Origin of the sequence: Providencia sp. PROV024 (assembly GCF_032709665.1) — a bacterium.
GTDB classification, from domain to species: domain Bacteria; phylum Pseudomonadota; class Gammaproteobacteria; order Enterobacterales; family Enterobacteriaceae; genus Providencia; species Providencia huashanensis.
On record NZ_CP120545.1, the window covers coordinates 2,254,660 to 2,275,627 of the forward strand.

Here is a 20,968-nt window from a genome sequence, read left to right on the forward strand (position 1 = left end):
TATGAACAAGATTATCCCTAATACTGTTTATCAAGAAGAAACGAATGAATGTGGTTTAGCATGTATTTCTATGTTAGCCCATACGCAAGGTGTTACTGTTTCACTTGATACTCTGCGTGAACGCTATCCTGCGACAGATCATGGCACTTCTTTGTTAGAACTTTCGACAATACTTAAAGACTTCGGTATTGCAACTGCTCCCGTTCTTTTTGAACATGATGAGCTAAAAAGTATTCCGCTTCCTGCAATTTTGCATTATGGCGCTAACCATTTTGTTATTTTAGCTTATCGGAAAGGGAATAATGTCTGTGTGATCAATCCAGCGATTGGTCAGCAATGGTTACCGTATTCAGCGTTAAAGCTAGAAATTAGTGGTTATGCACTTATTTTAGACCCGAATAACCAAAGCCAATCAGATGAGGCAAATACGGTAGGCGGCAAAGAGCAACAAACAATTCAAAAACGCCCTTTGGGGATAATGAGTTTAAAAGAAACCAGTGCTATTTCGGGAATTTATTGGTTAATGCTACTGACTTTTTTAGTTGGTTTAACATTATTTATTATGCCAATAATGGTAAGTAATGCTGTTAATAAAGCATTTTCTGATATTGAAAATGCGGATTTCCCCTATGGGTTATTTATTGTTGCTTTTGTACTTGCCTCTTTACTGGCTCTTGGTGTTAGAGCGGTAACTGAACGGTTTATTAAGCACTTTGTATTAGTCAATAGTGGAGTGGGTTTCTCTAAATTACTGAGTAATTCATTACGCTTTTTTGAAAAGCGTGCACCAGGCGATGTTTTTAGTCGTTTTATGGCTTGGCAATCGGCAATGGCACAGAAAATAGAGCTTGATAACCAATTACGTACAGATTGGGTTATTGGCATTATTGCGCTGGCAATTATGTTTTGGATAGCGCCTGTGTTAGCTGCAATTTCATCTGTTGGTGTAACTGTGATGGGGTTAATCAGTGTTTGGGCTATTATTCGTGACCGCTGGTATACCCAACAATTGCAATTAAAAACAGCTTCATTGAATGATTTTTTCATGGAAACCCTTCAAGGGATACTGACTATTAAAGCAGGGGGATTGGAAGAGCAACGTAAAATACAATTTGCATGGTTAAGTCGGGATTTATTCACTTGTATTCAAAAAAGAAATGTTTATGAGCAAGTTAAAGGGACTCTTTACCAATTGACCGGTAGCCTAGAAATGGTGGTATTTATGTTAGTCATACTCCCAATGGTCGCCAGTAAAATGATATCCCTTGGTGATTTTTTTGCTTATAGCTTTATTCGCCAAATTTTTACTTCCTATATTACCCGAATTTTTTATTCGATTATTCATAAATCTCAATTACATATTATTGATACACGTGCGAATAGCTTATTTCCAGAGCGAATTGAACCTGCGGTAGCGAATTTCCACGCTAAGTCGCACCTTGGTGGCGCTCCGAATTTAACATTTGAACATATTGATTTTAGTTATGATCCGGCCAAGCAAATTTTAAAAAATGTTTCTTTGGATTTACCTACAGGCGCTCAAATAGCTATCGTCGGGGAGTCTGGCGCCGGGAAAAGCACACTATTGCGTGTGATTGCAGGGTTAATTCCATATCAACATGGCCTTTGTCATTCTGATGGGGATACGATTGTGTATCAACAATTGGCGCAGTTAGTGTGTTTACAAAGCCAAGAAGATATTTTATTTAATACCTCAGTTTGGGAAAACATCACACTGTTTGCACCGAATATTCAGGAAAAAGAACAAAAAATCATTAATAAACTGTTAAAAAGCCTAGTATTAGATTCAGTGGTTAATAACCTCCCTGGGGGAATAAATGCCCTTATTCGCGAGAGCCATAGCGCTTTATCTTTAGGCCAACGGCAGCGTTTATTATTAGCTCGCTCTATGTATAGCACTAGGCCGATATTATTACTTGATGAGCCAACCGCTAATCTAGATGAAGAAACCGCCGCTAAAGTTATTCAAGCTATTCAAAAGCATTGCCATGAAATGGGCAAGACGTTAGTTGTCGTGACACATAGTGATAAGATAACTTCAAGGTTTGATGTGGTTTATCAAATCATTGATGGTGAGCTAACAAAGACTATTGATAACAACCGTGGTCAGCAGGAAGCTCAGTTGAACAATCCACTTTTATTCGCTGAGTCAGTGCCATGAAACAGTGGGCTCAGCGATTTAAATTACGGGGTTCCAACCTACTGATCGTGCTCGGTATTACCGCTGCACTATTTGCTATCGTGTATTTCGCTACAACACGCACTGAGTCGAATATTGCTCAAGAAATGACGGTGATAACAGCCGACCGTGGTGATATCGAAAAAATCATTATGGTAACCGGGACGTTAAAGCCTTCTGTACAGGTGAATGTAGGTGCTCAGGTTAATGGGCAGATAAAGTATTTGTATGCTAAACAGGGAGATAAAGTCTTCAAAGGGCAAATACTTGCTGAGATTGACCCCGCCATTCAAAAATCTGATTTACGTAATGCAATAGCCAAGTTATCGAGTGTTAGAGCCCAAAAAGCGTCTTCAGAAGCTATATTAGTTCAATATCGAAAAGCCTTTGAACGACAAAAAAAATTACGTAAAGACGGTTCTGGCATCGACAGTGATTATGAACAAGCACAAGCACAATATGAAGCGCAGCAGTATCAAGTCAAAATGAATGAAGCATTAATTGTTCAATCAGAAATGGAAGTTGAAACAGCAAATGCAAATTTAAGTTACACACAAATTTTAGCGCCAATTGCTGGGGAAGTATTAGGGATTGTCGCAAATGAAGGGCAAACGATAGTATCTTCCCAAACGGCTCCAACGATTTTGGTATTAGCTAATCTGGATAAAATGCAAATTCAAACGCGTATTTCAGAAGCAGATATTCAATCCGTACATTCAGGTCAACCGTTATATTTTTATGTGCTTGCAGACCCAGATAAACGTTATGAGGGAACGATGGGGTATGTTCAACCAGTGCCTCAAGAAGCTTTAGAAGAACGGAATATGGCAAGCGCAAATAACCAACAGAATAATGCCGTATATTACTCAGGGACCTTTGAAGTTGATAATAAAAATCGCGAATTAAAAACGTCTATGACAGCACAAGTATTTATTCGTGTTGCTCAGGTTAAAGGGGTTGTGCGTATACCGGTTAATGCTTTAGGTCGTTCAATTGCCGCCAATGAATATGAAATCACGGTACTTAATGGTAATCAACCCGAGACTAAAACGGTTGTTGTTGGGATCACCGATCGCCATTTTGTTCAAATTATTCAGGGTCTTGAAGAGGGTGAGCAGGTTATTGTTTCAAATAATATAGGAGTAAGCTAATGGCTCCTATGATCACTGTAAAAAATATTTATCGTGAGTTTCTTGCCGGCACTCAGAGAATTCAGGTACTGAAGGATATATCGTTTTCTATTAACCAAGGCGAAATGTTAGCGATTGTTGGTGCGTCAGGTTCCGGAAAGTCCACACTAATGAATATTCTCGGCTGTTTGGATAAACCAACACGCGGGGAAATTTATATTAATGGTATTGCAGTGCACTCGGCGGATAGCGAAAAGCTCGCTGAACTGCGCAGTCAATATTTAGGCTTTATATTTCAGCGCTATCATTTGATGCCGTACTTAACGGCTGAAGAAAATATTGCTATTCCTGCATTATATACTGCGATGCCAGAACAAGAACGCCAATCACGCATACAGTTATTAGCCCAGCAACTGGGAATAGAAACGCGGTTAGCGCATAAACCGTTTCAATTGTCGGGGGGGCAACAACAACGCGTAAGTGTTTGTCGAGCACTGGTCAATGGCGCAAAAGTCATTTTGGCGGATGAACCCACAGGGGCTTTAGATAGTACTAGTGGTAAAGCGTTGATGAGTGTACTTCATCAGCTTCATCAAGCGGGACATACCGTTATTATTGTCACACACGACCGAAATATAGCCCAACAGACTCAGCGGATCATCGAAATTAGCGATGGGGAAATTATTTCTGACAATGCGAATAATGTGCTGAAAGATGAGGCAATTTCCCCGTGTTTACCAGTTGTTAACAGCAATGGGCGCGCTTCATTATGGCGTAGAGGTTTAGAGTCAGTACGCATGGCTTTTCGTGCCTTATTAGGGCATAGGATGCGGGCATTTTTGTCTATGTTAGGCATTATTATCGGCATATCCTCGGTCGTTTCTTCTGTTGCTGTTGGCGAAGGCGCTAAACGTACCATTATAGAAGAAATTGGTAAGTTGGGTAAAACGACGTTAGAGCTCCGCCCTGGCTTAGGCTGGGGGAGTAAACGCCCTGATTTAGAAAGGGCGCTTTCTTTAGATGATGTCAACAGTCTTGCGACACTTCCATGGGTTACTACGGTCTCACCCGTTATTACAAGTGTCCCTACTATTATTTATAAAGGGCTAGATTCATCTATTATGTTAAATGGAGTATCCGATTCCTATATAACCGGACAAGGGATCACCATTATACAAGGGGATAGCTTCCATCAGTTAGACATCGTCAATAAAGAACCTGTTTTTATTTTAGATGATAATAGCCGTCATATTTTGTTCGGTCCAAATGAGGAACCATTAAACCAATTGGTTCAAATTAATGGGACACCTTGGCGTATCATCGGTATAGCGAAAAAAGCAGGCCCAAAAATGACCAATAATTTTATGATTGGCTGGGCACCTTATACCGCCGTTTCACAACGAATAACCGGTGATAAGCCCTTCGAAGCCATTTCGGTTAATTTTGTGGATACGCTAGATCTTAAACAAGCGACCTCTCTAGTTGAATCCCATTTAATGAAAACCCACGGCACAAAAGATTTTTTCATTGAGTCGGACGACCAAATTGCGATGACCTTGCAAAAAACATCAGATTCAATGTCATTGTTGATCACCTCGATTGCGGCGATATCTCTTTTAGTTGGAGGCGTCGGTGTGATGAACATTATGCTGGTTTCAGTTACCGAGCGTACACATGAAATTGGCATCCGTTTATCCGTTGGTGCGAGACCTTCCGACATTATGACTCAATTCTTAATTGAAGCTGTCATGATTTGTTTGTTAGGGGGAGTAATTGGTATTGCTGGAGCATTAGCGAGTGGTGCGGTTTTTTCTTATTTAGCTGTTGAATTTCGGATGGTTTTTACGCTCACGCCAATCTTATTTGCTTGCGGTTTTTCCGTTTTAATCGGTTTTATGTTTGGATATTTTCCCGCATACAGAGCCGCGAAGCTTAACCCAACTGAGGCATTGGCCAGAGAATGAAAATAATCAAGGCTATTGGCTATGGCGTAATATTTCTACTGACAGGATGCGGTAGCTTAATGCGGACTGAATATCAGCGTCCTCAATTGGACCTGCCAGACCAGTGGCAACAAAATGTACGGATAATTAGCTCGCAAAAGCCTCTTAATAGCCAGACTCAATTACTTAATTTTCATGACCCAGCATTAATGAAACTTATTACGTTAGTATTGGAAAGTAATAATGATTTGGCATTAGCAGGCATTAAATTGAAATTGGCGCGTGCCAGTGCAGGGTTAACAAATACCAATCTTACCCCTGATTTTTCATTTACAGGCAGTGCTTCAAATACCAAATCTATTAAGCATGGTAGCCGCCCACAAGAAAATTATAGCTCAGGGCTTTCATTGAATTATGAATTAGATTTGTGGGGGAAGCTTGCACGTATACGTGAAAAGGATGAATGGGAAGCCGTTGCTAGTGAATATGATTACCAAGCGACAAGACTAACGCTAATCAATACCACCTCTCAACTTTATTGGCGTATCGCCTTACTCAACCGGCAAATTGATAACCAAATAGCGGGAAAGATGATTGCTGAAAAAATATTAGCACAAACAGAATCTTGGTACCACGCTGGGAAAGTCGGACAGTTGGATGTATTGCATGCGAAACAAACTGTAATTAACCGGCAAAATGAGTTAGAGCAACTTATAAATCAACAACAGAATACAAAGAATTCATTGACCTTATTGCTTAACAGTACGGTATTGCCTGAATCTATTGATATTAAACCGATTAATCTTCGTCAAAATGTGCTTGTTGAGTATTCAGCACCGTTAAGTGTGATCTCGACCCGACCGGATGTGCGTGCCATCGAATCAAGGTTACGTTCTATGCTCGCCAACTCAGATGTGGCTAGGCTCAGTTTTTATCCAACCTTATCACTGCAAGCTGCACTGAATGCAGGGAGCCAATTGTTTAGCCAATGGTTCAGCGACCCAACTCGGGTAGTTGGTAGTGCCGTTTCATTACCTTTTATTCAATGGAATACCGTGCGGTTGACAATCGAGCAATCAGATTTGCAAGTGCAGCAAACGGCAATCGAATTTCGTAATAGCGCCTATAACGCCATTATGGAGGTTAATAATGCCATTAATGCTCGAACAATGGCTGAGACTCAAAAATCACAGCTTTTCGAGGCATTATCACTCGGCCAGCAGCGCTTAGCACTGACCACAAACCGCTATCAAGCAGGCGCTGTTAATTACCAAACTTTGTTAACGGCTCAAGATGATTTGTTGTCCATCGAAAATTCATTAGCACAAAACCAATACGATTATTTATATGCCACGTTACAGCTTTGGTTAGCCCAGGGTGGTGAGAATTAATATGAGAGGATATCAAGCCAATGTCACAATTTAAGCGTGTTGTCGTTACGGGATATGGCGCTGTTACACCATTAGGTGAGACGGTAACTGAATGTTGGCAAGCCATAATGGATAAGAAAATAGGCTATCAGTATGTTGATAAAACAGAAAGTAATATTTCTAGTCATTTCTTAGGCTTAATTGATAAAGAGCCTAGTATGAAAGGTATACCCGCTGCTATTCGTCGGCGCCTGCCTCGCTATGCGCGTTTAACAATGGCAGCAGCACGCGAAGCCATGCAAATGGCTTTTGGTCAGAGTGAACCTAGTGAGCACTATGACCCGTTATCCTGCGGTGTCATTATGGGGACGGGATGGGCTGGGTTAGATGAAAGTTACCTGTCCATTGATGAGTTTAATAAGACAGGCATGACATCCCCATTTAACTGTTTTTTTTCAATGCCTAATGTAACGACGGCAGCTTGTAGCCAATATTGGAATTTACGAGGCTATCAAAATACCTCTATTGCCGCTTGTGCTACAGGAACGATTGCCATTGGTGATGCATTTGAAGTTATTCGAAGTGGTAAGGCTTCTATGATGCTAGCAGGCGCAGGAGAGTCACTACGCAGTAATTGTGCTGTGTGGAATATTGATATTTTAGGCGCACTATCCCATGAATCAGAAAATATCGAACGAGCTAGTTGCCCATTTAGTGCAGACCGTAGTGGGTTTGTGCTTTCAGAAGGCGCGGCAGTACTATGCCTTGAAGAGCGGGAAAGTGCTTTGGCTCGGGGTGCAACCATTCTCGGCGAAATTACGGGCTATGCGAATTTTTCTGATGCTTTTGATTTTACGTCACCCGCGGATGACTGTGTTGCGCGTACTCAAACGATTCTAACAGCGTTAAAACAAGCCAATATTACCCCAGAACAGCTCGATTATATTAATGCCCATGGTACATCAACTCAGCTTAATGATTTAAATGAAACTGAATCATTGAAGAGGGCTCTAGGATCTGCAGCATATAAAATCCCTATTTCAAGTACCAAATCCTATTCAGGGCATTTGATTGCTGCGGCAGGCAGTTTTGAAGCCATTGTTTGCTTGAAAAGCATGCAAACAGGGGTGATGCCGGCAACAATTAATTTAAATAACCCAGATCCCCATTGTGACCTTGATTATATCCCGAATGAACATCGTGAAGGGACAGTATCAACAACGTTGAATCTAAGTTTTGGATTCGGTGGCGCAAATGCCGCACTTGTTTTGGAAAAATAAAATGAAAACCTTGTGTTATAGCCTACAAGACGCCCACAGTTGGGCAGAATTTTCAGGGGATTATAACCCGGTCCACTTTGATTTACCTTGGGTTCAAGCTAACGGAGGGGAGCGTCTTAGTGTACATGGCATGCGTGCATTATTAGATATAAAGCATTTTTCAAGCCAACAAGTTTCTGTCAGTGAGATTGATGCGAATAGTGATGTTAAGTGTGTGGTCCGAATTCGCCAACCATTATGGAACAATATTGAATACTCGTTAGTTGCAGGGAGTAAAGTGGGGACTTCAGCGATTTTAACGGCAGATGACCAAAAATGCATAACCTGTAATTTATCAATCACAGAAAAAACTGAGGTTTATTCAATTAAAAATGCAAAGAAAATCAATGCAATTGAACTGGTAAAAAAGCAGGAGTTGTTTGATACCCATTTTCAACAGCTGCCATTGTGGATGTTTTTAGATGCGGTACTTTTTCAATACCTTATTGAGGACCAAACACTTTTTCAACAGGAGAATATTGCGGTTTGGTTACCTAAAGACACCACATTTAAAACCCTTTTTTCTGATTACTTCGTTGTGCAAACACACCAAGAGCTGCGGTTTGATCCTACGCTTTTACAACCACAAATGCTGGAAGACAAGACTATGGCTCTTAATATTGATATTCAGCCAGCGATTGTAACAGGGACTATTGATTCTGGTCTGTTGGTTTGTCTATCGCTGGTGGCTGAATACCAACGTAAATTTATAACGAGTGCGATTACATTGAAAATAAGTTCAACCAATAACTTAAATGAAGGGATGACTAATGAGTGATTATCAAACAATTTATCTTAAAATTAATGAAATGATCTGTGATGCAAAAGATTTAGATGAAGACATTGACGCTAACCAAACACTCGATCAAATTAAATTTGATAGTTTAGATTATGTTGAGTTGATGGTTTTAGTTAAACGTGAATATAACGTTGCACTCACTGCCTATTTTTTCATCGAAAATTCAACGATGACCATCAAGGAATTAATTGAGTATATTAGCAAGGAGTCTAGCTCATAATATGTCTACTAAATGGATTTTAATTACAGGTGGTAGCCGTGGGATAGGCCAATCACTCGTAATAGAGTTACATAAAAATTGGAATATTGTATTTACAGGCCGAAGTGAAGAAGGCTTGGCTGAGACGTTGAACATCGTAGAGAATAACCCTTCAGATTTATGGGTTAAAGGTTACGCCTGCGATGGGAAAAATGAACAACAAGTTCAAGAGCTTGCGCTAATGTTACTTGAGTCACTAGGCCCTCCAAGCGCCATCATTCATAATGCTGGTATTACTAGGGATGCTCTTCATATTCATCAAGATGCCGCTATTTGGCAAGATGTTATGGATAATAACCTTATTTCAATCATTAACTGGAACCGGCACCTTGTTCCTGCCATGTTACTTGATGGGCATGGCTCTATTGTGTTGATGTCTTCTGTGACTGGGCTAAAAGGTAATATCGGGCAAACGGCTTATGCGGCTAGTAAGGCCGCAATGTTTGGTATTGCGCGTTCTTTAGCACATGAGGTAGGCCGGTTTGGGGTCCGGGTAAATTGTGTAGCACCAGGTTTGATTGAAAGTGATATGACTAACGCGATCCCTGATGCAAAACTGAAAGCAATCCTAAAAAATATTCCATTACGTCGCCTTGGTCAACCAGACGAAGTGGCTAAAGCGGTTGAGTTTTTAATCAGTGATAATAGCCAATACCTTACAGGGCAAACCCTTGTATTGGACGGTGGTTTTACGGCTTAAAATTTGAAATTTATTTCACTTATAATTAATTTACCGCTTTTTGGATCGTATATATGGCAGCATTCAATGTAGGCAAGTTAACTTATTGTCTACATTGTTTAAAAAGATGGTAATTTATAACCCTATATTTGGATTGAAAAAATATTCTAATATATTTTTATTAAAATTATTTATCTCTTTTTTTATCAACGGCTAAATTAAAGTTAATCTTTTTGTTTTGGTTACGAATATGTTCTTTGATTTCTTTTTCTAAAACAGGCAAATCACCCGCACATATTTTATCAAGCAAGACTTTATGTTCCTGGATGATTTCTTCCATTGGTTTAGTAAAAGTTGATATTCCAATGATAATCGTTAATTGTTTTGATACGTTTTCCCATAACGAGGTGAGTGTTTTATTGCCACTCAATTCACAAAGAGTACGGTGAAAATTGACATCACTAAGGGAAAATAAATAACTATCTTCTAATTTTGCCGCCATTGTCATTTTATCAATGCACTCTTTTAGTTTTTCAATGCATTGATTATCGAGATGCTTTTTCCCAGTAATGAATTTTCTTATGACGTGTAATTCGAGTAAAACACGAACTTCAATAAGTTCATCAAGGCGTTCCTCAGAAACTGGAGCCATGCGAATGCCTTTAAATGGTTCATTGATAACGATGCATTGGCTTTCGAGAATGCGTAGAGCTTCCCTTACAGGGACCCGGCTAACATTCATTTTTTCTGCGATTTCTTTTTCGACAATTCGATCGCCGGGGAGAATATAACCTCGAGTTGCTGCCTCAACAATTTTATCTACAACATCATCGGTTAGTGTTCTTGCTTTAATCGGTTGCCAATAATCGTCTTTTGAAGGCGTATCAAAAGGGCGATTTTTGTTTTCGTCAATCATAGTGAAAGCCTATAAAATTTTTATTAATCAAAAGATTAATTATCTTCTTTATGTTAAATCCTATCCAACAAAATTACCACATCATCAAATAATAGACCACTAAAAAACAAAAAATTACCTATGTGCTGGTGGGTTTACAAACCAGATTTAGATCACAATTTACTCTATTGAATATTGTATACAATTATACAATCATGTTTAATGCATTGAAAATCAGTTCTGCTTAAAGAAGGAAAAACCATGTTAAATCTGTTGGAAGATATAAAAATTACCGAAATTGTTGCTGTGCCATTATTTGGCGAGAGCCCTAAAGGGGGGTGGTCGAATGAAATAAAACCTGAAGATCCTATTCATGCCATTGTGGCAATACATACGGACGCAGGTATTACAGGGTACGGCAGCGTGTTTACCGATGGACGACTTGTAGAGGCAGCCATTCCCATTTTGGCATCATTATGTATTGGTGAAAGCGCACTGCAACCAGAGCGTGTCTCTGAAAAATTAAGACAAAATACTTTTTGGATGGGGCGTGGGGGAACATTAACGCACACCATCAGTGGGATTGATATTGCCCTATGGGATATTTTAGGGAAAGCAACTGGGCTACCTGTAAGCACATTGTTAGGCGGGAACTACCGTACCAAGGTACAACCATACTGCTCTTTGCTTATGGAAGAGCCAGAGACCATGCATCAGGTTATTTCTGAGTATAAAGCACTTGGATTTAAGGCATTTAAAATTGGTTGGGGTCCATTTGGTCGTCGTAATGATCATCAATTAGACCGTGCAATAGTAGAGTCTGCAAGGGATGCGGCAGGGCAAGATTCCCAGCTATTTATTGATGCAGGAGCAAGTGATGCTTACTGGCCAAATGGGTTGAAATGGGCTATTCAAACAGCTCATATGTTGGCTGAATATCAAGTGGGTTGGTTTGAGGAAGCCTTGCGACCTGATGATATCGAAGATTTTAAAGTGTTACGTAAAGAAAGCCCAGTACCAATAGCCGGTGGTGAAGTGCTAACTCGTCGCCAAGCATTTTTACCTTGGTTATCCCAAGGCGCTTTTGACATTGTACAACCCGATGTGACAAAAGTTGGCGGTATTTCTGAGCAGCGCCGGATTGCATGGTTAGCCGATGAATTTGGCGTTAAATATGTTGGGCATGGATGGAATACAGCGATGGGGCTGGCTGCCGACCTGCAAATGGCGGCCGCTTTCCCTCAAGTTGATTTTGTTGAGTTTATTGGCGGTAGCCAATATATCGATGGCATTGTTAAAACTCCATTTAAAGTTGACGAGGAGGGGTATCTCACTATTCCGAATAAACCAGGGCTTGGTATTGAGCTTGATGTAGATAAATTAGCTAAGTTTACAATAAATCCAGAACGTTTATTTAAGTAACTTATATTATAAGCCAGGTAGTCATAATATTTGCCTGGCTTTCCATTCTTTTAAAAAGGTTTGGTTATTATGGCATATAAGAATAAGGGTACTAAAGTCAGATTTTCGATAGCGATATTAATGACTCTTGCTATTGTCATTAATTATCTAGACAGAACAGTAATGTCGGCAGCTGCGCCAACTATTTCAGAAGAGTTACAGATTTCGCCTGAAATGATGGGCTGGATTATGTCTGCATTCTTTCTTAGCTATGCACTTTGCCAAATACCTGCGGGGTTTATTGCAGATAAATATGGCCAAAGAAAAACGTTAGCAGGGTCAGTCTTGTGGTGGTCTCTAGCTACAGCTGCAACTGCGTTAGCAAAAACACCGCTGAGTTTTATTTCTACTCGTATTTTAATGGGGATGGGGGAAGCAGGGGCTTACCCATGTAATAGCGGTATTGCGGCAAAATGGTTTCCAGACAGAGAACGTGGCCGCATTACAGCATTATTCGATAGTGGTTCAAAATTCGGAACAGCTTTTGCCATGCCGTTAGTTGTTTGGATCATTGCAAAATGGGGCTGGGAAGCTGCATTTATTATTTGTGGTGCGCTTGGTGTACTTTGGGTATTTGCTTGGCTTAAAGTTTATCACGACCCAGAACAACATCCTAAGATTAGCCCTGAAGAACTTGCTTATATTCGCGAAGGTCAGGTAAAAAAAGAAGGCATTGATAATATTCAGCCAATGAAATGGTACCACTTAATCCGTTATCGCAATGTACAAGCAATGTGTATTGGGTTTTTTATGTTGGACTATGCCATTTATTTCTTTATTACATGGTTCCCTGCTTATTTAATGATGGAAAGGGGAATGAGTTTAGAAGAAATGGGCTTTGCCGCGATGTTGCCACCTCTTTGTGGTATCGCTGGGCAATGGTTAGGTGGGTGGACAACAGATTATTTATTTATTAAATATAATAACGTCAGTCTTGCACGTAAAATACCTATTGTCGGCGGAATGTTAATTGCAACCAGTATTGCATTCTCCGGTCTCGTAGAGTCTACAACACTGATGATGGCATTATTATGTTTATCTTATGCAGCCCTTGCATTTGCTGCATCCGCGATTTGGTCACTACCAGGAGATGTTGCACCTCGTAATATGACTTCGGTACTCGGTGGAATGCAAAGTGCGGTATCAAATTGTGGTGGAATATTAGGGCCTATCGTAACGGGTTATATTATTGCTGCTACAGGGTCATTTATTTGGGCATTAATCGTATCAGGGATTGCTTGCGCTATCGGTGCTTTAGTCTATTTGGTTATGTTAAGAGATATTAAGCCAATTGTGCCAGCAGATCATGAAATCGAACAAACTAATTAACTCTAAATTATAATTATTATTTGGATATATAAAACATGTTTATTTTTGATAAAGACATCATGGCGAAAAATATTGCTCCGGGTACGTTAAGGAAAATATTTTTAGGTAGTAAAAATATGATGATAGCAAAAATATCCTTAGCTACAGGAACATTAGGTGAGTTACACCAACATCAACATGAACAAATGAATTATATTTTATCTGGCTCATTTAACTATCGCGTAGGGGCAATAGTTAAAGTAGTAAGCAGTGGTGATGTTATATATGTACCTTCAAATGAAGAACACCAATGTGAATGTTTATTGGATGGTGAAATATTAGATATCTTTGTTCCTATGAGAGAAGATTTTATCAATTAATTAGCTAAATATCTTTTATATTATATCGCCGATAAATAAAGCGGCCCGCATTATGCTGGCCGTTTTATTATAAAAACATTATTAAATTTTTTGTATTATAGTAAGCATATGGTGTTTGAGGTGAATTTTACCAACCACTTGTTTTTTCTTAACCTCAGTTTTTTTTTGCAAAAACATATAAATAGAATGTGGCCTAAATTTAAATTAGAGTATTTTTCTTTAACAACCTTAAGGTAAATAAAAGTTTTTACGTAAGGTTTATTCATGCGTTATGAAAAATAGACTCTAATTTAATTAAGTTAATTATGATTTTTTAGTGTTATTTATATCTCATTTTATACCATTAAGCACAGTTCTTCTTACTCAAGACTAGCTATTTAGTAATTGTTAATGAAATTTTTCATTTGAGTTTCAGCATTAATATGCTCTAACTCAATACGGCTTGTGTCCATAGCAATACCTTCAACACCAATAAAAGTGGTGTGCTCAATTCCAACAAAACTGAGTATATCCCTTAGATAATCAACAAAATAATCAGATTTATTAGCATTTTTTAATCCACCTTGACTTGTTAAAATTAAAGCTTTCTTATTTTTAAGTAAACCAATGCGTTCGTTATTTACATAATTAAACGTTAAACCTGCTCTGATAATAAGGTCAAAGTAGTTTTTTAGTTGACTAGGAATTGATAAATTATACATCGGAGCTGCGATTACGATTAGTTCCGAAATTTTAAGTTCTTCAATAAGCTTATCTGATATAGCTAGAGCTTCTTTTTGTTTTTCACTTTGTTGCTGCTCTGGTACCGAATAGTACGCAGAAAAAATATCTTCATCCATAATTGGTAGAGGAGATGCTATTAAATCTCGTTGAATAATGGCGGTATTCTTATGATTTTCAGTCCATGAGTGCTCAAAAGAATCAAGCATACGTTTAGTATGGGATTGCATTCCCATAACCGATGATTTAATGAGTATAATTTTTTTCATTATATTGTTCTGCTTATTCACTTATTGTTTTAATAATCTTGTCGTATATTTCTTTAATTACGTTTTCTTTGTTTTGGTTGTATACCTGTACATTGGTTACTTTAACCGAGGCCATTTTTTTTGCCTCTTCGTATAATCTTCTATCATCGGCATGTGTACGTAACCAATCTCTAAATAAGATATGACGTAGGTGCTCAGGGCAGTCAGGCCCGAATACATGTAAATTAACTCTTGGTTGTTCAAGGCGAAACATGCGATGTTGGTACCACGAAGGTTCTCTTACAGTTAGTAAAAAACCAAACTCTTCTAATATAGGAGCATAATTAAGTTCTTGTTCCGGGTTTTTGACAATTAAATCAATGTCAATTACTGGCTTTGCTGATAGATCTGAAACTGCGGTAGAGCCCACATGCTCGATAGCAAGCGCCTTATGACCTAACTTGTTTTGTATATTTTGTTTAATCTGTTTAAATTGCGCCTGCCAGTTTGGGTCATAATCAACCACATCAATTATTTCTGTTTTGGGTTTTCCTAGTACCCATGGGTTTTCATTTGGATTACTCGTTTGAAAAGAAGTAATTTGTTCTAAGTGTTTTTTGTAATACTGTCGTTTTGAGTTATCCATATATGACCTTATAATGTAATTTCATCTTCGATAAGAATAATATCGTCTATGGTTTTTTTATTAAAATGAATAATTCGAAATTTATAAATTCGATTTACGAATGGATTGGTTATGAAATATACAGACTTGCAAATTGACTGGTTAAAATGTTTTGTCGCTGTAGTAAATACAGGGTCTGTCTCTGCTGCTGCTTTGGAGATTCATCGCTCACAATCTGCAGTCAGTATGCAACTAAAAAAGCTTGAGTCATCACTCGGTTGTCAATTGTTAGTACGTAATCCTCGGCAACATCAATTAACCTACGAAGGTCAAAAATTATTGGGTTATGCAAGGCGGATACTGGATATACATAATGAAGCTATTATTGCATTTAATGGTGGTGAGCTAGAAGGGCGAATCAGACTTGGTGTTCCAGATGATTATGCTGAAAAATATCTGACCCCTGTATTAAAACGTTTTGCCGCATACCATAGCTCCGTTGAAATAGAGCTTAACTGTGAGCAATCTACCTCATTGATACCAAAGGTAGAAAAGGGTGAAATAGACTTAGCTTTAGTCTCAAGAGAAAATAATACTCAGGGAGCATTATTATTTTATGAGCCTATGGTATGGGTCGGTTCTTCACAATTTGAAATTTGGCGACGTGACCCATTACCGATCGCGGTATATGAGCACACCAGCTTGGCAAAACGAAGCGCCATCAATGCGCTCTCATTACAGGGGCGTAGATATAAAATTGTTTATAATAGTTCGAGCTTGCCAGGGCAGGTTGCTGCTGTTGAAAGTGGGCTGGCCGTTGCTGTACTGACTCAATGTAGTGTTCCCCCCAATCTGGAAATATTAGGCGCATTGCATGGGTTAGGGCCTTTGGAACCAATGGGTGTCGCAGCATATAGAAGTAATCAGTCTCTTGGAGATCAAGCTGTTGATAGCCTCTATAATCTCCTAATCCAAACTCTAAGAGTAGCTAAATGAGTTTGAAAGATAAAACACATATACTTGGTTAGTTAAAGGAAGCCTCCATTTTTTATGTTTTACTACTTTTTTAACCAACTGTTAACATGGCTAAGGGCCCCCTTTTTAGGCTTATAGAAAACCAATATAATCCCCAGTATAATTGCAGCCATGCCAAAGATGCCAAATAATGAAGGTTTATTCCCAAGAATACAATAGTCAAGCAATGACGTAACAATCGGAACAAAATAAAATAAGCTAGTTACATTCACTACATTCCCCTTACTTAATAAATAATAAAGTAATATTTGAGCGATAACGGAAATAAATATACCTAGAAATAGGATGGATATCAGAAAATTCAAGTTAAAATTAAAATGTACAGTTTGCATTGGAATGAATAACAAACATAGTACCAAACTGACAGCGTATTGAATCGGTAACACTCTATATGGAGATTGCTTAATTTTTTGCTGTGAAATAGCTCCGATAGTCATAAATAACAGTGCCATTAGCGAAAGTACAATGCCCATAATAGGTAACTGGGAAGTTATTAAACTATGCCATACAAGCACAATTAGGCCGGATAACGCCATAATTAACCCAACTAACCTGTAGCCATAAATTTTTCGTTCTGTAATACAGAGTGAAAGTATTGGTTGTACTCCCATAATAGTGGCGATAAGACCAGGAGTAACACCATTTTCCATTGATAAAAAATAACAAATAGAGTAGCCACCGATTAAAATAATTCCTACCAATGCCGTTTGTAATATCATTCCTTTTTCAGGTAAATATTGTTGTTTATATCTGCAAAATATCAAAATGACAATTAGTGCGATACTAAATCTAAATACTAATAAAATCATAGAAGAAGCATTATCGATTCCTAGCTTAGTAAAAATTGCAGCACTGCCCCAAAGTAAAACAAAAGTACCAGTGATAACTAATGATTTTAGTTTGTCTACTCCCATATATTCCTCTTTATTGCTTATAATATTTTTTCATATACTGAAATTCATTCACTTGCCGGTATTTTTAGATCTTAAAAATAGTCAGCAATATTTTTAATATTCAGAGTGATATCATGCTATTGAACTTAACTTACTGAACTTGATTATAAAATCAAATAAATCAGCGTGGTGACATTCGAAAATCGAATAATTCAATAATATCAATAGAGTTCTATGGTTTTAATCAACATTTATCTTTAGCCAAGCTAAAAAATGAGTCTTTCCTGAAATGTAGATAGGTGGAGTAGGAGGGGTAGTAAATGCCATAAACAACGGGTTATTTAAAATAAAAATTTTTTAAGTTTTACGCCATTTAAAATTAATTTATTGAAGTTTAGATTATTTAACCTCTCTCCAGATATGGTGCCACCAATTAAACTAAGATGTACTAATTTACCAATTGTTTGAGCATGTTGAGCCGGAATAGGTAGGCTTCCTAATTTATTAATAACAAAATTTAAACGCTTCTCATCAACAATCGTTTGATACTCTGCAACGATAGGGTCATGTAATGCCCAAGCTCTGATGGAAATTTCTCTTGCTGTTTTTTTTCTTGATGTGAAATTAATATACTCTGTAAGCACCTTATTGATACTCGTTTCTTGTTCTAGTTCATTTAATATTTTATCAGTATATTCAACAACCCAACAAGAAAGCATTGAACGGATAAAATCTTCACGGTCATTAAAATGATGATAAAAGGAGCCTCGGGTAACATCTAGTTTCCTAGCAACTCTCTCAACAGAACAACGTGTATATCCTTCATTATCCAAAATATTAAAACCTGCGTTAATCCAAGATGTTCTCGTTAATTTTTTCATTTTCAATACAGTCTGTGTATGGTGATTCAAGTTCTGATACGTTAAAGCTTAATTTGTATTTCCGCTAAAAGGAATAAATTTATGAAAAAAATTGTGATTGTTGCATTTGATGATTTTACGGATATAGACCTTTTTTTTATGTGGGATATTCTTGGCCGTAACCATATAGATTGGCAAGTCAAAATATTAGGGAACAAATCAAGCTTACGATCAGCACATGGCTTAAACATACATGTTCAAGGGGCATTATCTGAAGCGAATTCAGCTGATGCGGTATTATTTAGTAGTGGTAAAAATGGCGTACCAAAGGCGATTGAAAATGCAGATTTTTTATCCGAATTTAAATTAAACCCTGAAAAACAGTATATCGGTTCTATTTGTGCAGGCGCTTTAATTCTTAATGCATTAAACCTATTACCTGAACGAAGAGCCACCACTCATCCAGATGCTAGGAATGCATTATTAGCATCACAACTTGAGCCAGTAGGGCAACCTCTTGTATGTCATGGAAGGGTAGCTACAGCAGGTGGTTGCCTTTCCGCCCTTTATCTAGTTGGATGGCTAATAGAATCGCTATACGACAAAGAAAAAAGAAGGGAAACATTATTACCAGTCTTACCAACTGGACAACAAAGTGTGCTCGAATCTTTGATTGAATTTAGTATACAACAGGGCAGAATGTAACGAATATATTATGTAAATATCAGCTAGGAAGGCTAAAGTACATAGGTATGACAAGGATGTCTTAAAATAAATTAGCGGTAGTTATATGAAAACCATTTCGGATGATAGAGTGAATTTGGTATTTGGCAGTTATCCTATTCAATACCAAAAAGTGTTATTAATGATTAGAGAGCTGATTTTTAGAACAGCAGCAGAAAATAAAAAAGTAGGAACAATCACTGAGACTCTGAAATGGGGGCAACCAAGTTATCAAACAATTGAAACGGGCTCAGGAACAACGATACGAATAGGCCGGTTCAATCAGAGCTCCGTTGCTCTTTTTGTTCACTGTCAAACCACCTTAATTGATTCATTTAGAACGCTTTTTCCTGAACTTAATTACTCAAAGAACCGAGCAATTATCTTAGATATCAATGAAGCGCTGCCAATAAAAGAATTGGCCATATGCATTGAGATGGCTCTTACTTATAAGCTAAGAAATAAAACAGCTTAAGTTTCAGTAGCCAGTTAATTACAGTTTATTTTTAATGTCGTGAATTACACCAAGGGTCATCAGAATCTAAATCAGTATTATCAATCGAATTATTTTCTATCATATCCAAATAGAGTAATTCGACTTGAGTTCTTGCCCAAGGTGTTCGGCGCAGAAACTTTAAGCTGGATTTAATACTTGGATCTTTGTTAAAGCAGTTTATTTTTATAGTACGCCCAAGTTGGTTCCAACCGTATCTGTCAACCAATGCATTAACTTGCATTTCTAGTGTAACTCCATGTAAAGGGGATTTCGATTTAAATTCACTCATTACGGCATATCCGAAGTTATAGGTTAGGTTATCATTGAGCGCATATAAATAAGCTGAACACGGCTCTAAGTCAATAGGGAACTAACAATGCTTGATCTATCAAGACCGATTCTTAATTCAATATCCTATTTAACATAATATGCATTATGCGAACCTAAGTATGAAATGAAGAAATCCAGCGTTCTGGCTGGTTAATCATGTTGGCTTTTTTATCGCTGAATTGGTTAATCGTAAGGATTGAATCTTAGCTCAACTCGACTTCATAAATCTTACGTTTTGCTATCATTTTTACTGGGGTTTCAATAGCTCGGATATCAGTTAGCTCCCAAGCTAGCCAACCTGCTTCATAGTAAAATGCACAGGCTGCATCAATATCACTTTCAACGAATGGCCTCACATTTTTCACTTTAACAATTGCGACTGCTTTCCCCATTTCTTCATCGCCATCTTTTAAAAGATAATGGTGATTTTCAACAATTAGTAAGTCTTCATTACAATCGATGTTTGGTGCCCATTTTCTTATTTCTAACGTTTTTATTCCTAACGCAATATTTTTACCTGCTGGAAAAACTATAGATATGGCTTTCATTGGTGTGATTTTTCCTGTTAATCAAAATGTTATTGTTTGTTGTTTTATAAATTATTTTTTTCCTGGGCTTGTATGTATGACCGCCGGCTAATAGCCCTATCAATGTAATCATTAATTGTAGGACTAAGGTTAACATGGCATAACCTAGCCCACAAAAGCGTATGAGATAGAAAAATATCAGCTAAAGTGAAGTTGTCACCAGCGACCCACTCGTTATCTTTATTAAGCTTAAATTGCCTTGTTACATTTTCAGATTCTATTTTAAAGTAATCAACTAACGATAAAGAACGCTTCTCTTCAGGAATAAAAACAAGTTGTTTTAGTAGATTCCAGATAGGAGATTCTAAATCTGTTAAAGCAAAGCTTATATAAGAATAAATAACTGATTGTTCTTTTATATCAGATGGATAGAACGTTTCCTTTGGGTGTTTATTACACAAATAATGACATATCGCAAATATCTCTTCTATTGAAACATCCCCATCTACCATTAACGGAACCTTACCTCGTGAATGAGGTGATTTAACTTTAGGTTTATCGCTGAACATATCAACTCTAACTGTTTCATAGTCAACACCAAGTTCTTCTAATGTCCATAAAACCCTCAGAGAACGACTTCTAGGAAAAGTATATATTTTCATAAAAAATAACCTATGTAGTTAAATGCCCGCTGCATATTTAATACGAACAAAACTGAATCAACACTATGGTGTTGATTCAAATTTTTAAGCTGTAGATATACCCATC

22 protein-coding genes are annotated in these 20,968 nt (G+C 37.8%); 14 read left to right on the top strand and 8 right to left on the bottom strand.

The window, feature by feature from the left end; all coding sequences use genetic code 11:
• Nucleotide 1: 1 nt before the first annotated feature.
• The 8 genes from P3L56_RS10385 to P3L56_RS10420 are packed head-to-tail and all read left to right on the top strand — an operon-like array spanning nucleotide 2 to nucleotide 9,720.
• A complete protein-coding gene (locus tag P3L56_RS10385; RefSeq protein ID WP_217008309.1) occupies nucleotides 2–2,182 on the top strand; it encodes a peptidase domain-containing ABC transporter in 2,181 nt (726 codons plus the stop codon).
• A complete protein-coding gene (locus tag P3L56_RS10390; RefSeq protein ID WP_129465927.1) occupies nucleotides 2,179–3,351 on the top strand; it encodes an efflux RND transporter periplasmic adaptor subunit in 1,173 nt (390 codons plus the stop codon). Before P3L56_RS10385 ends, P3L56_RS10390 begins: the two co-directional genes overlap by 4 nt.
• Nucleotides 3,351–5,294 (top strand): ATP-binding cassette domain-containing protein, encoded by a 1,944-nt coding sequence (locus tag P3L56_RS10395; protein ID WP_166685963.1) that lies wholly within the window; start codon nucleotides 3,351–3,353, stop codon nucleotides 5,292–5,294. Before P3L56_RS10390 ends, P3L56_RS10395 begins: the two co-directional genes overlap by 1 nt.
• Entirely contained in the window at nucleotides 5,291–6,664 is a 1,374-nt protein-coding gene (locus P3L56_RS10400; RefSeq protein WP_272685991.1) for a TolC family protein, read from the top strand. The genes P3L56_RS10395 and P3L56_RS10400 overlap by 4 nt, the downstream gene beginning before the upstream one ends.
• Before the next feature lie 20 nt (nucleotides 6,665–6,684).
• On the top strand, nucleotides 6,685–7,923 hold the full coding sequence (locus P3L56_RS10405; protein WP_166696730.1) for a beta-ketoacyl-[acyl-carrier-protein] synthase family protein: 1,239 nt from the start codon (nucleotides 6,685–6,687) through the stop codon (nucleotides 7,921–7,923).
• A 1-nt stretch (nucleotide 7,924) separates the two neighbouring features.
• Nucleotides 7,925–8,740, top strand: coding sequence for a protein dehydratase (locus tag P3L56_RS10410; RefSeq protein WP_210856059.1), 816 nt, complete (start codon nucleotides 7,925–7,927; stop codon nucleotides 8,738–8,740).
• Entirely contained in the window at nucleotides 8,733–8,981 is a 249-nt protein-coding gene (locus P3L56_RS10415) for an acyl carrier protein (protein WP_272685990.1), read from the top strand. The genes P3L56_RS10410 and P3L56_RS10415 overlap by 8 nt, the downstream gene beginning before the upstream one ends.
• 1 nt (nucleotide 8,982) lies before the next feature.
• Complete coding sequence (locus P3L56_RS10420) at nucleotides 8,983–9,720, top strand: SDR family oxidoreductase (protein WP_198860635.1); 738 nt, start codon at nucleotides 8,983–8,985, stop codon at nucleotides 9,718–9,720.
• Between the two features lie 166 nt (nucleotides 9,721–9,886).
• On the opposite strand, the gene P3L56_RS10425 is transcribed toward P3L56_RS10420, so the two are convergent.
• Nucleotides 9,887–10,615, bottom strand: a complete 729-nt coding sequence (locus P3L56_RS10425) for a GntR family transcriptional regulator (RefSeq protein ID WP_052219276.1) — start codon at nucleotides 10,613–10,615, stop codon at nucleotides 9,887–9,889.
• A gap of 240 nt (nucleotides 10,616–10,855) precedes the next feature.
• Between P3L56_RS10425 and P3L56_RS10430 the strand changes: the two genes are divergently transcribed.
• From P3L56_RS10430 to P3L56_RS10440, 3 genes are all read left to right on the top strand, one after another.
• Nucleotides 10,856–12,016, top strand: a complete 1,161-nt coding sequence (locus tag P3L56_RS10430) for a mandelate racemase/muconate lactonizing enzyme family protein (protein WP_042843745.1) — start codon at nucleotides 10,856–10,858, stop codon at nucleotides 12,014–12,016.
• A 69-nt stretch (nucleotides 12,017–12,085) separates the two neighbouring features.
• Entirely contained in the window at nucleotides 12,086–13,384 is a 1,299-nt protein-coding gene (locus P3L56_RS10435) for an MFS transporter (protein WP_042843744.1), read from the top strand.
• A gap of 35 nt (nucleotides 13,385–13,419) precedes the next feature.
• Complete coding sequence (locus tag P3L56_RS10440) at nucleotides 13,420–13,743, top strand: cupin domain-containing protein (protein WP_210831904.1); 324 nt, start codon at nucleotides 13,420–13,422, stop codon at nucleotides 13,741–13,743.
• 377 nt (nucleotides 13,744–14,120) lie between these two features.
• On the opposite strand, the gene P3L56_RS10445 is transcribed toward P3L56_RS10440, so the two are convergent.
• Both P3L56_RS10445 and P3L56_RS10450 read right to left on the bottom strand, forming a co-directional pair.
• Nucleotides 14,121–14,732: an FMN-dependent NADH-azoreductase gene (locus P3L56_RS10445; RefSeq protein WP_129465932.1), complete on the bottom strand. Its 612-nt coding sequence runs from the start codon at nucleotides 14,730–14,732 to the stop codon at nucleotides 14,121–14,123.
• Between the two features lie 13 nt (nucleotides 14,733–14,745).
• Entirely contained in the window at nucleotides 14,746–15,357 is a 612-nt protein-coding gene (locus P3L56_RS10450; RefSeq protein ID WP_042843742.1) for a GrpB family protein, read from the bottom strand.
• Between the two features lie 111 nt (nucleotides 15,358–15,468).
• On the opposite strand from P3L56_RS10450, the gene P3L56_RS10455 reads away from it, so the two are divergent.
• A complete protein-coding gene (locus tag P3L56_RS10455; protein WP_166685970.1) occupies nucleotides 15,469–16,332 on the top strand; it encodes a LysR family transcriptional regulator in 864 nt (287 codons plus the stop codon).
• 62 nt (nucleotides 16,333–16,394) lie between these two features.
• On the opposite strand, the gene P3L56_RS10460 is transcribed toward P3L56_RS10455, so the two are convergent.
• Entirely contained in the window at nucleotides 16,395–17,285 is an 891-nt protein-coding gene (locus P3L56_RS10460) for a DMT family transporter (protein WP_272685989.1), read from the bottom strand.
• A 320-nt stretch (nucleotides 17,286–17,605) separates the two neighbouring features.
• Nucleotides 17,606–18,145 carry a TetR/AcrR family transcriptional regulator gene (locus tag P3L56_RS10465; protein ID WP_071548109.1) on the bottom strand — a complete coding sequence of 180 codons (540 nt, stop codon included), beginning with the start codon at nucleotides 18,143–18,145 and terminating at the stop codon, nucleotides 17,606–17,608.
• Nucleotides 18,146–18,226: 81 nt separating this feature from the next.
• Here P3L56_RS10465 and P3L56_RS10470 point away from each other — a divergent pair, with 81 nt between their 5' ends.
• On the top strand, nucleotides 18,227–18,829 hold the full coding sequence (locus tag P3L56_RS10470; protein ID WP_164975496.1) for a DJ-1/PfpI family protein: 603 nt from the start codon (nucleotides 18,227–18,229) through the stop codon (nucleotides 18,827–18,829).
• An 85-nt stretch (nucleotides 18,830–18,914) separates the two neighbouring features.
• On the top strand, nucleotides 18,915–19,322 hold the full coding sequence (locus P3L56_RS10475) for a DUF1801 domain-containing protein (protein WP_105881029.1): 408 nt from the start codon (nucleotides 18,915–18,917) through the stop codon (nucleotides 19,320–19,322).
• 31 nt (nucleotides 19,323–19,353) lie between these two features.
• Here P3L56_RS10475 and P3L56_RS10480 read toward each other — a convergent pair whose 3' ends face one another.
• From P3L56_RS10480 to P3L56_RS10490, 3 genes are all read right to left on the bottom strand, one after another.
• The gene (locus P3L56_RS10480) at nucleotides 19,354–19,632 is read right to left on the bottom strand and encodes a VF530 family DNA-binding protein (RefSeq protein ID WP_166685974.1); all 279 of its coding nucleotides are present in this window, start codon (nucleotides 19,630–19,632) and stop codon (nucleotides 19,354–19,356) included.
• A 244-nt stretch (nucleotides 19,633–19,876) separates the two neighbouring features.
• The gene (locus tag P3L56_RS10485; protein ID WP_198860640.1) at nucleotides 19,877–20,221 is read right to left on the bottom strand and encodes an ASCH domain-containing protein; all 345 of its coding nucleotides are present in this window, start codon (nucleotides 20,219–20,221) and stop codon (nucleotides 19,877–19,879) included.
• Between the two features lie 44 nt (nucleotides 20,222–20,265).
• Nucleotides 20,266–20,862, bottom strand: coding sequence for a glutathione S-transferase family protein (locus P3L56_RS10490; protein WP_272685988.1), 597 nt, complete (start codon nucleotides 20,860–20,862; stop codon nucleotides 20,266–20,268).
• Between the last annotated feature and the right edge of the window lie 106 nt (nucleotides 20,863–20,968).

Bases quoted from the DNA above. Each gene is read 5' to 3' on its own strand.
- P3L56_RS10475 (WP_105881029.1), top strand. From the start codon at position 18,915: ATGAAAACCATTTCGGATGATAGAGTGAATTTGGTATTTGGCAGTTAT.
- P3L56_RS10385 (WP_217008309.1), top strand. From the start codon at position 2: ATGAACAAGATTATCCCTAATACTGTTTATCAAGAAGAAACGAATGAA.
- P3L56_RS10395 (WP_166685963.1), top strand. From the start codon at position 3,351: ATGGCTCCTATGATCACTGTAAAAAATATTTATCGTGAGTTTCTTGCC.
- P3L56_RS10470 (WP_164975496.1), top strand. From the start codon at position 18,227: ATGAAAAAAATTGTGATTGTTGCATTTGATGATTTTACGGATATAGAC.
- P3L56_RS10485 (WP_198860640.1), bottom strand. From the start codon at position 20,221: ATGAAAGCCATATCTATAGTTTTTCCAGCAGGTAAAAATATTGCGTTA.
- P3L56_RS10435 (WP_042843744.1), top strand. From the start codon at position 12,086: ATGGCATATAAGAATAAGGGTACTAAAGTCAGATTTTCGATAGCGATA.
- P3L56_RS10465 (WP_071548109.1), bottom strand. From the start codon at position 18,145: ATGAAAAAATTAACGAGAACATCTTGGATTAACGCAGGTTTTAATATT.
- P3L56_RS10480 (WP_166685974.1), bottom strand. From the start codon at position 19,632: ATGAGTGAATTTAAATCGAAATCCCCTTTACATGGAGTTACACTAGAA.
- P3L56_RS10445 (WP_129465932.1), bottom strand. From the start codon at position 14,732: ATGAAAAAAATTATACTCATTAAATCATCGGTTATGGGAATGCAATCC.
- P3L56_RS10450 (WP_042843742.1), bottom strand. From the start codon at position 15,357: ATGGATAACTCAAAACGACAGTATTACAAAAAACACTTAGAACAAATT.
- P3L56_RS10440 (WP_210831904.1), top strand. From the start codon at position 13,420: ATGTTTATTTTTGATAAAGACATCATGGCGAAAAATATTGCTCCGGGT.
- P3L56_RS10490 (WP_272685988.1), bottom strand. From the start codon at position 20,862: ATGAAAATATATACTTTTCCTAGAAGTCGTTCTCTGAGGGTTTTATGG.
- P3L56_RS10425 (WP_052219276.1), bottom strand. From the start codon at position 10,615: ATGATTGACGAAAACAAAAATCGCCCTTTTGATACGCCTTCAAAAGAC.
- P3L56_RS10390 (WP_129465927.1), top strand. From the start codon at position 2,179: ATGAAACAGTGGGCTCAGCGATTTAAATTACGGGGTTCCAACCTACTG.
- P3L56_RS10400 (WP_272685991.1), top strand. From the start codon at position 5,291: ATGAAAATAATCAAGGCTATTGGCTATGGCGTAATATTTCTACTGACA.
- P3L56_RS10420 (WP_198860635.1), top strand. From the start codon at position 8,983: ATGTCTACTAAATGGATTTTAATTACAGGTGGTAGCCGTGGGATAGGC.
- P3L56_RS10415 (WP_272685990.1), top strand. From the start codon at position 8,733: ATGAGTGATTATCAAACAATTTATCTTAAAATTAATGAAATGATCTGT.
- P3L56_RS10460 (WP_272685989.1), bottom strand. From the start codon at position 17,285: ATGGGAGTAGACAAACTAAAATCATTAGTTATCACTGGTACTTTTGTT.
- P3L56_RS10430 (WP_042843745.1), top strand. From the start codon at position 10,856: ATGTTAAATCTGTTGGAAGATATAAAAATTACCGAAATTGTTGCTGTG.
- P3L56_RS10405 (WP_166696730.1), top strand. From the start codon at position 6,685: ATGTCACAATTTAAGCGTGTTGTCGTTACGGGATATGGCGCTGTTACA.
- P3L56_RS10410 (WP_210856059.1), top strand. From the start codon at position 7,925: ATGAAAACCTTGTGTTATAGCCTACAAGACGCCCACAGTTGGGCAGAA.
- P3L56_RS10455 (WP_166685970.1), top strand. From the start codon at position 15,469: ATGAAATATACAGACTTGCAAATTGACTGGTTAAAATGTTTTGTCGCT.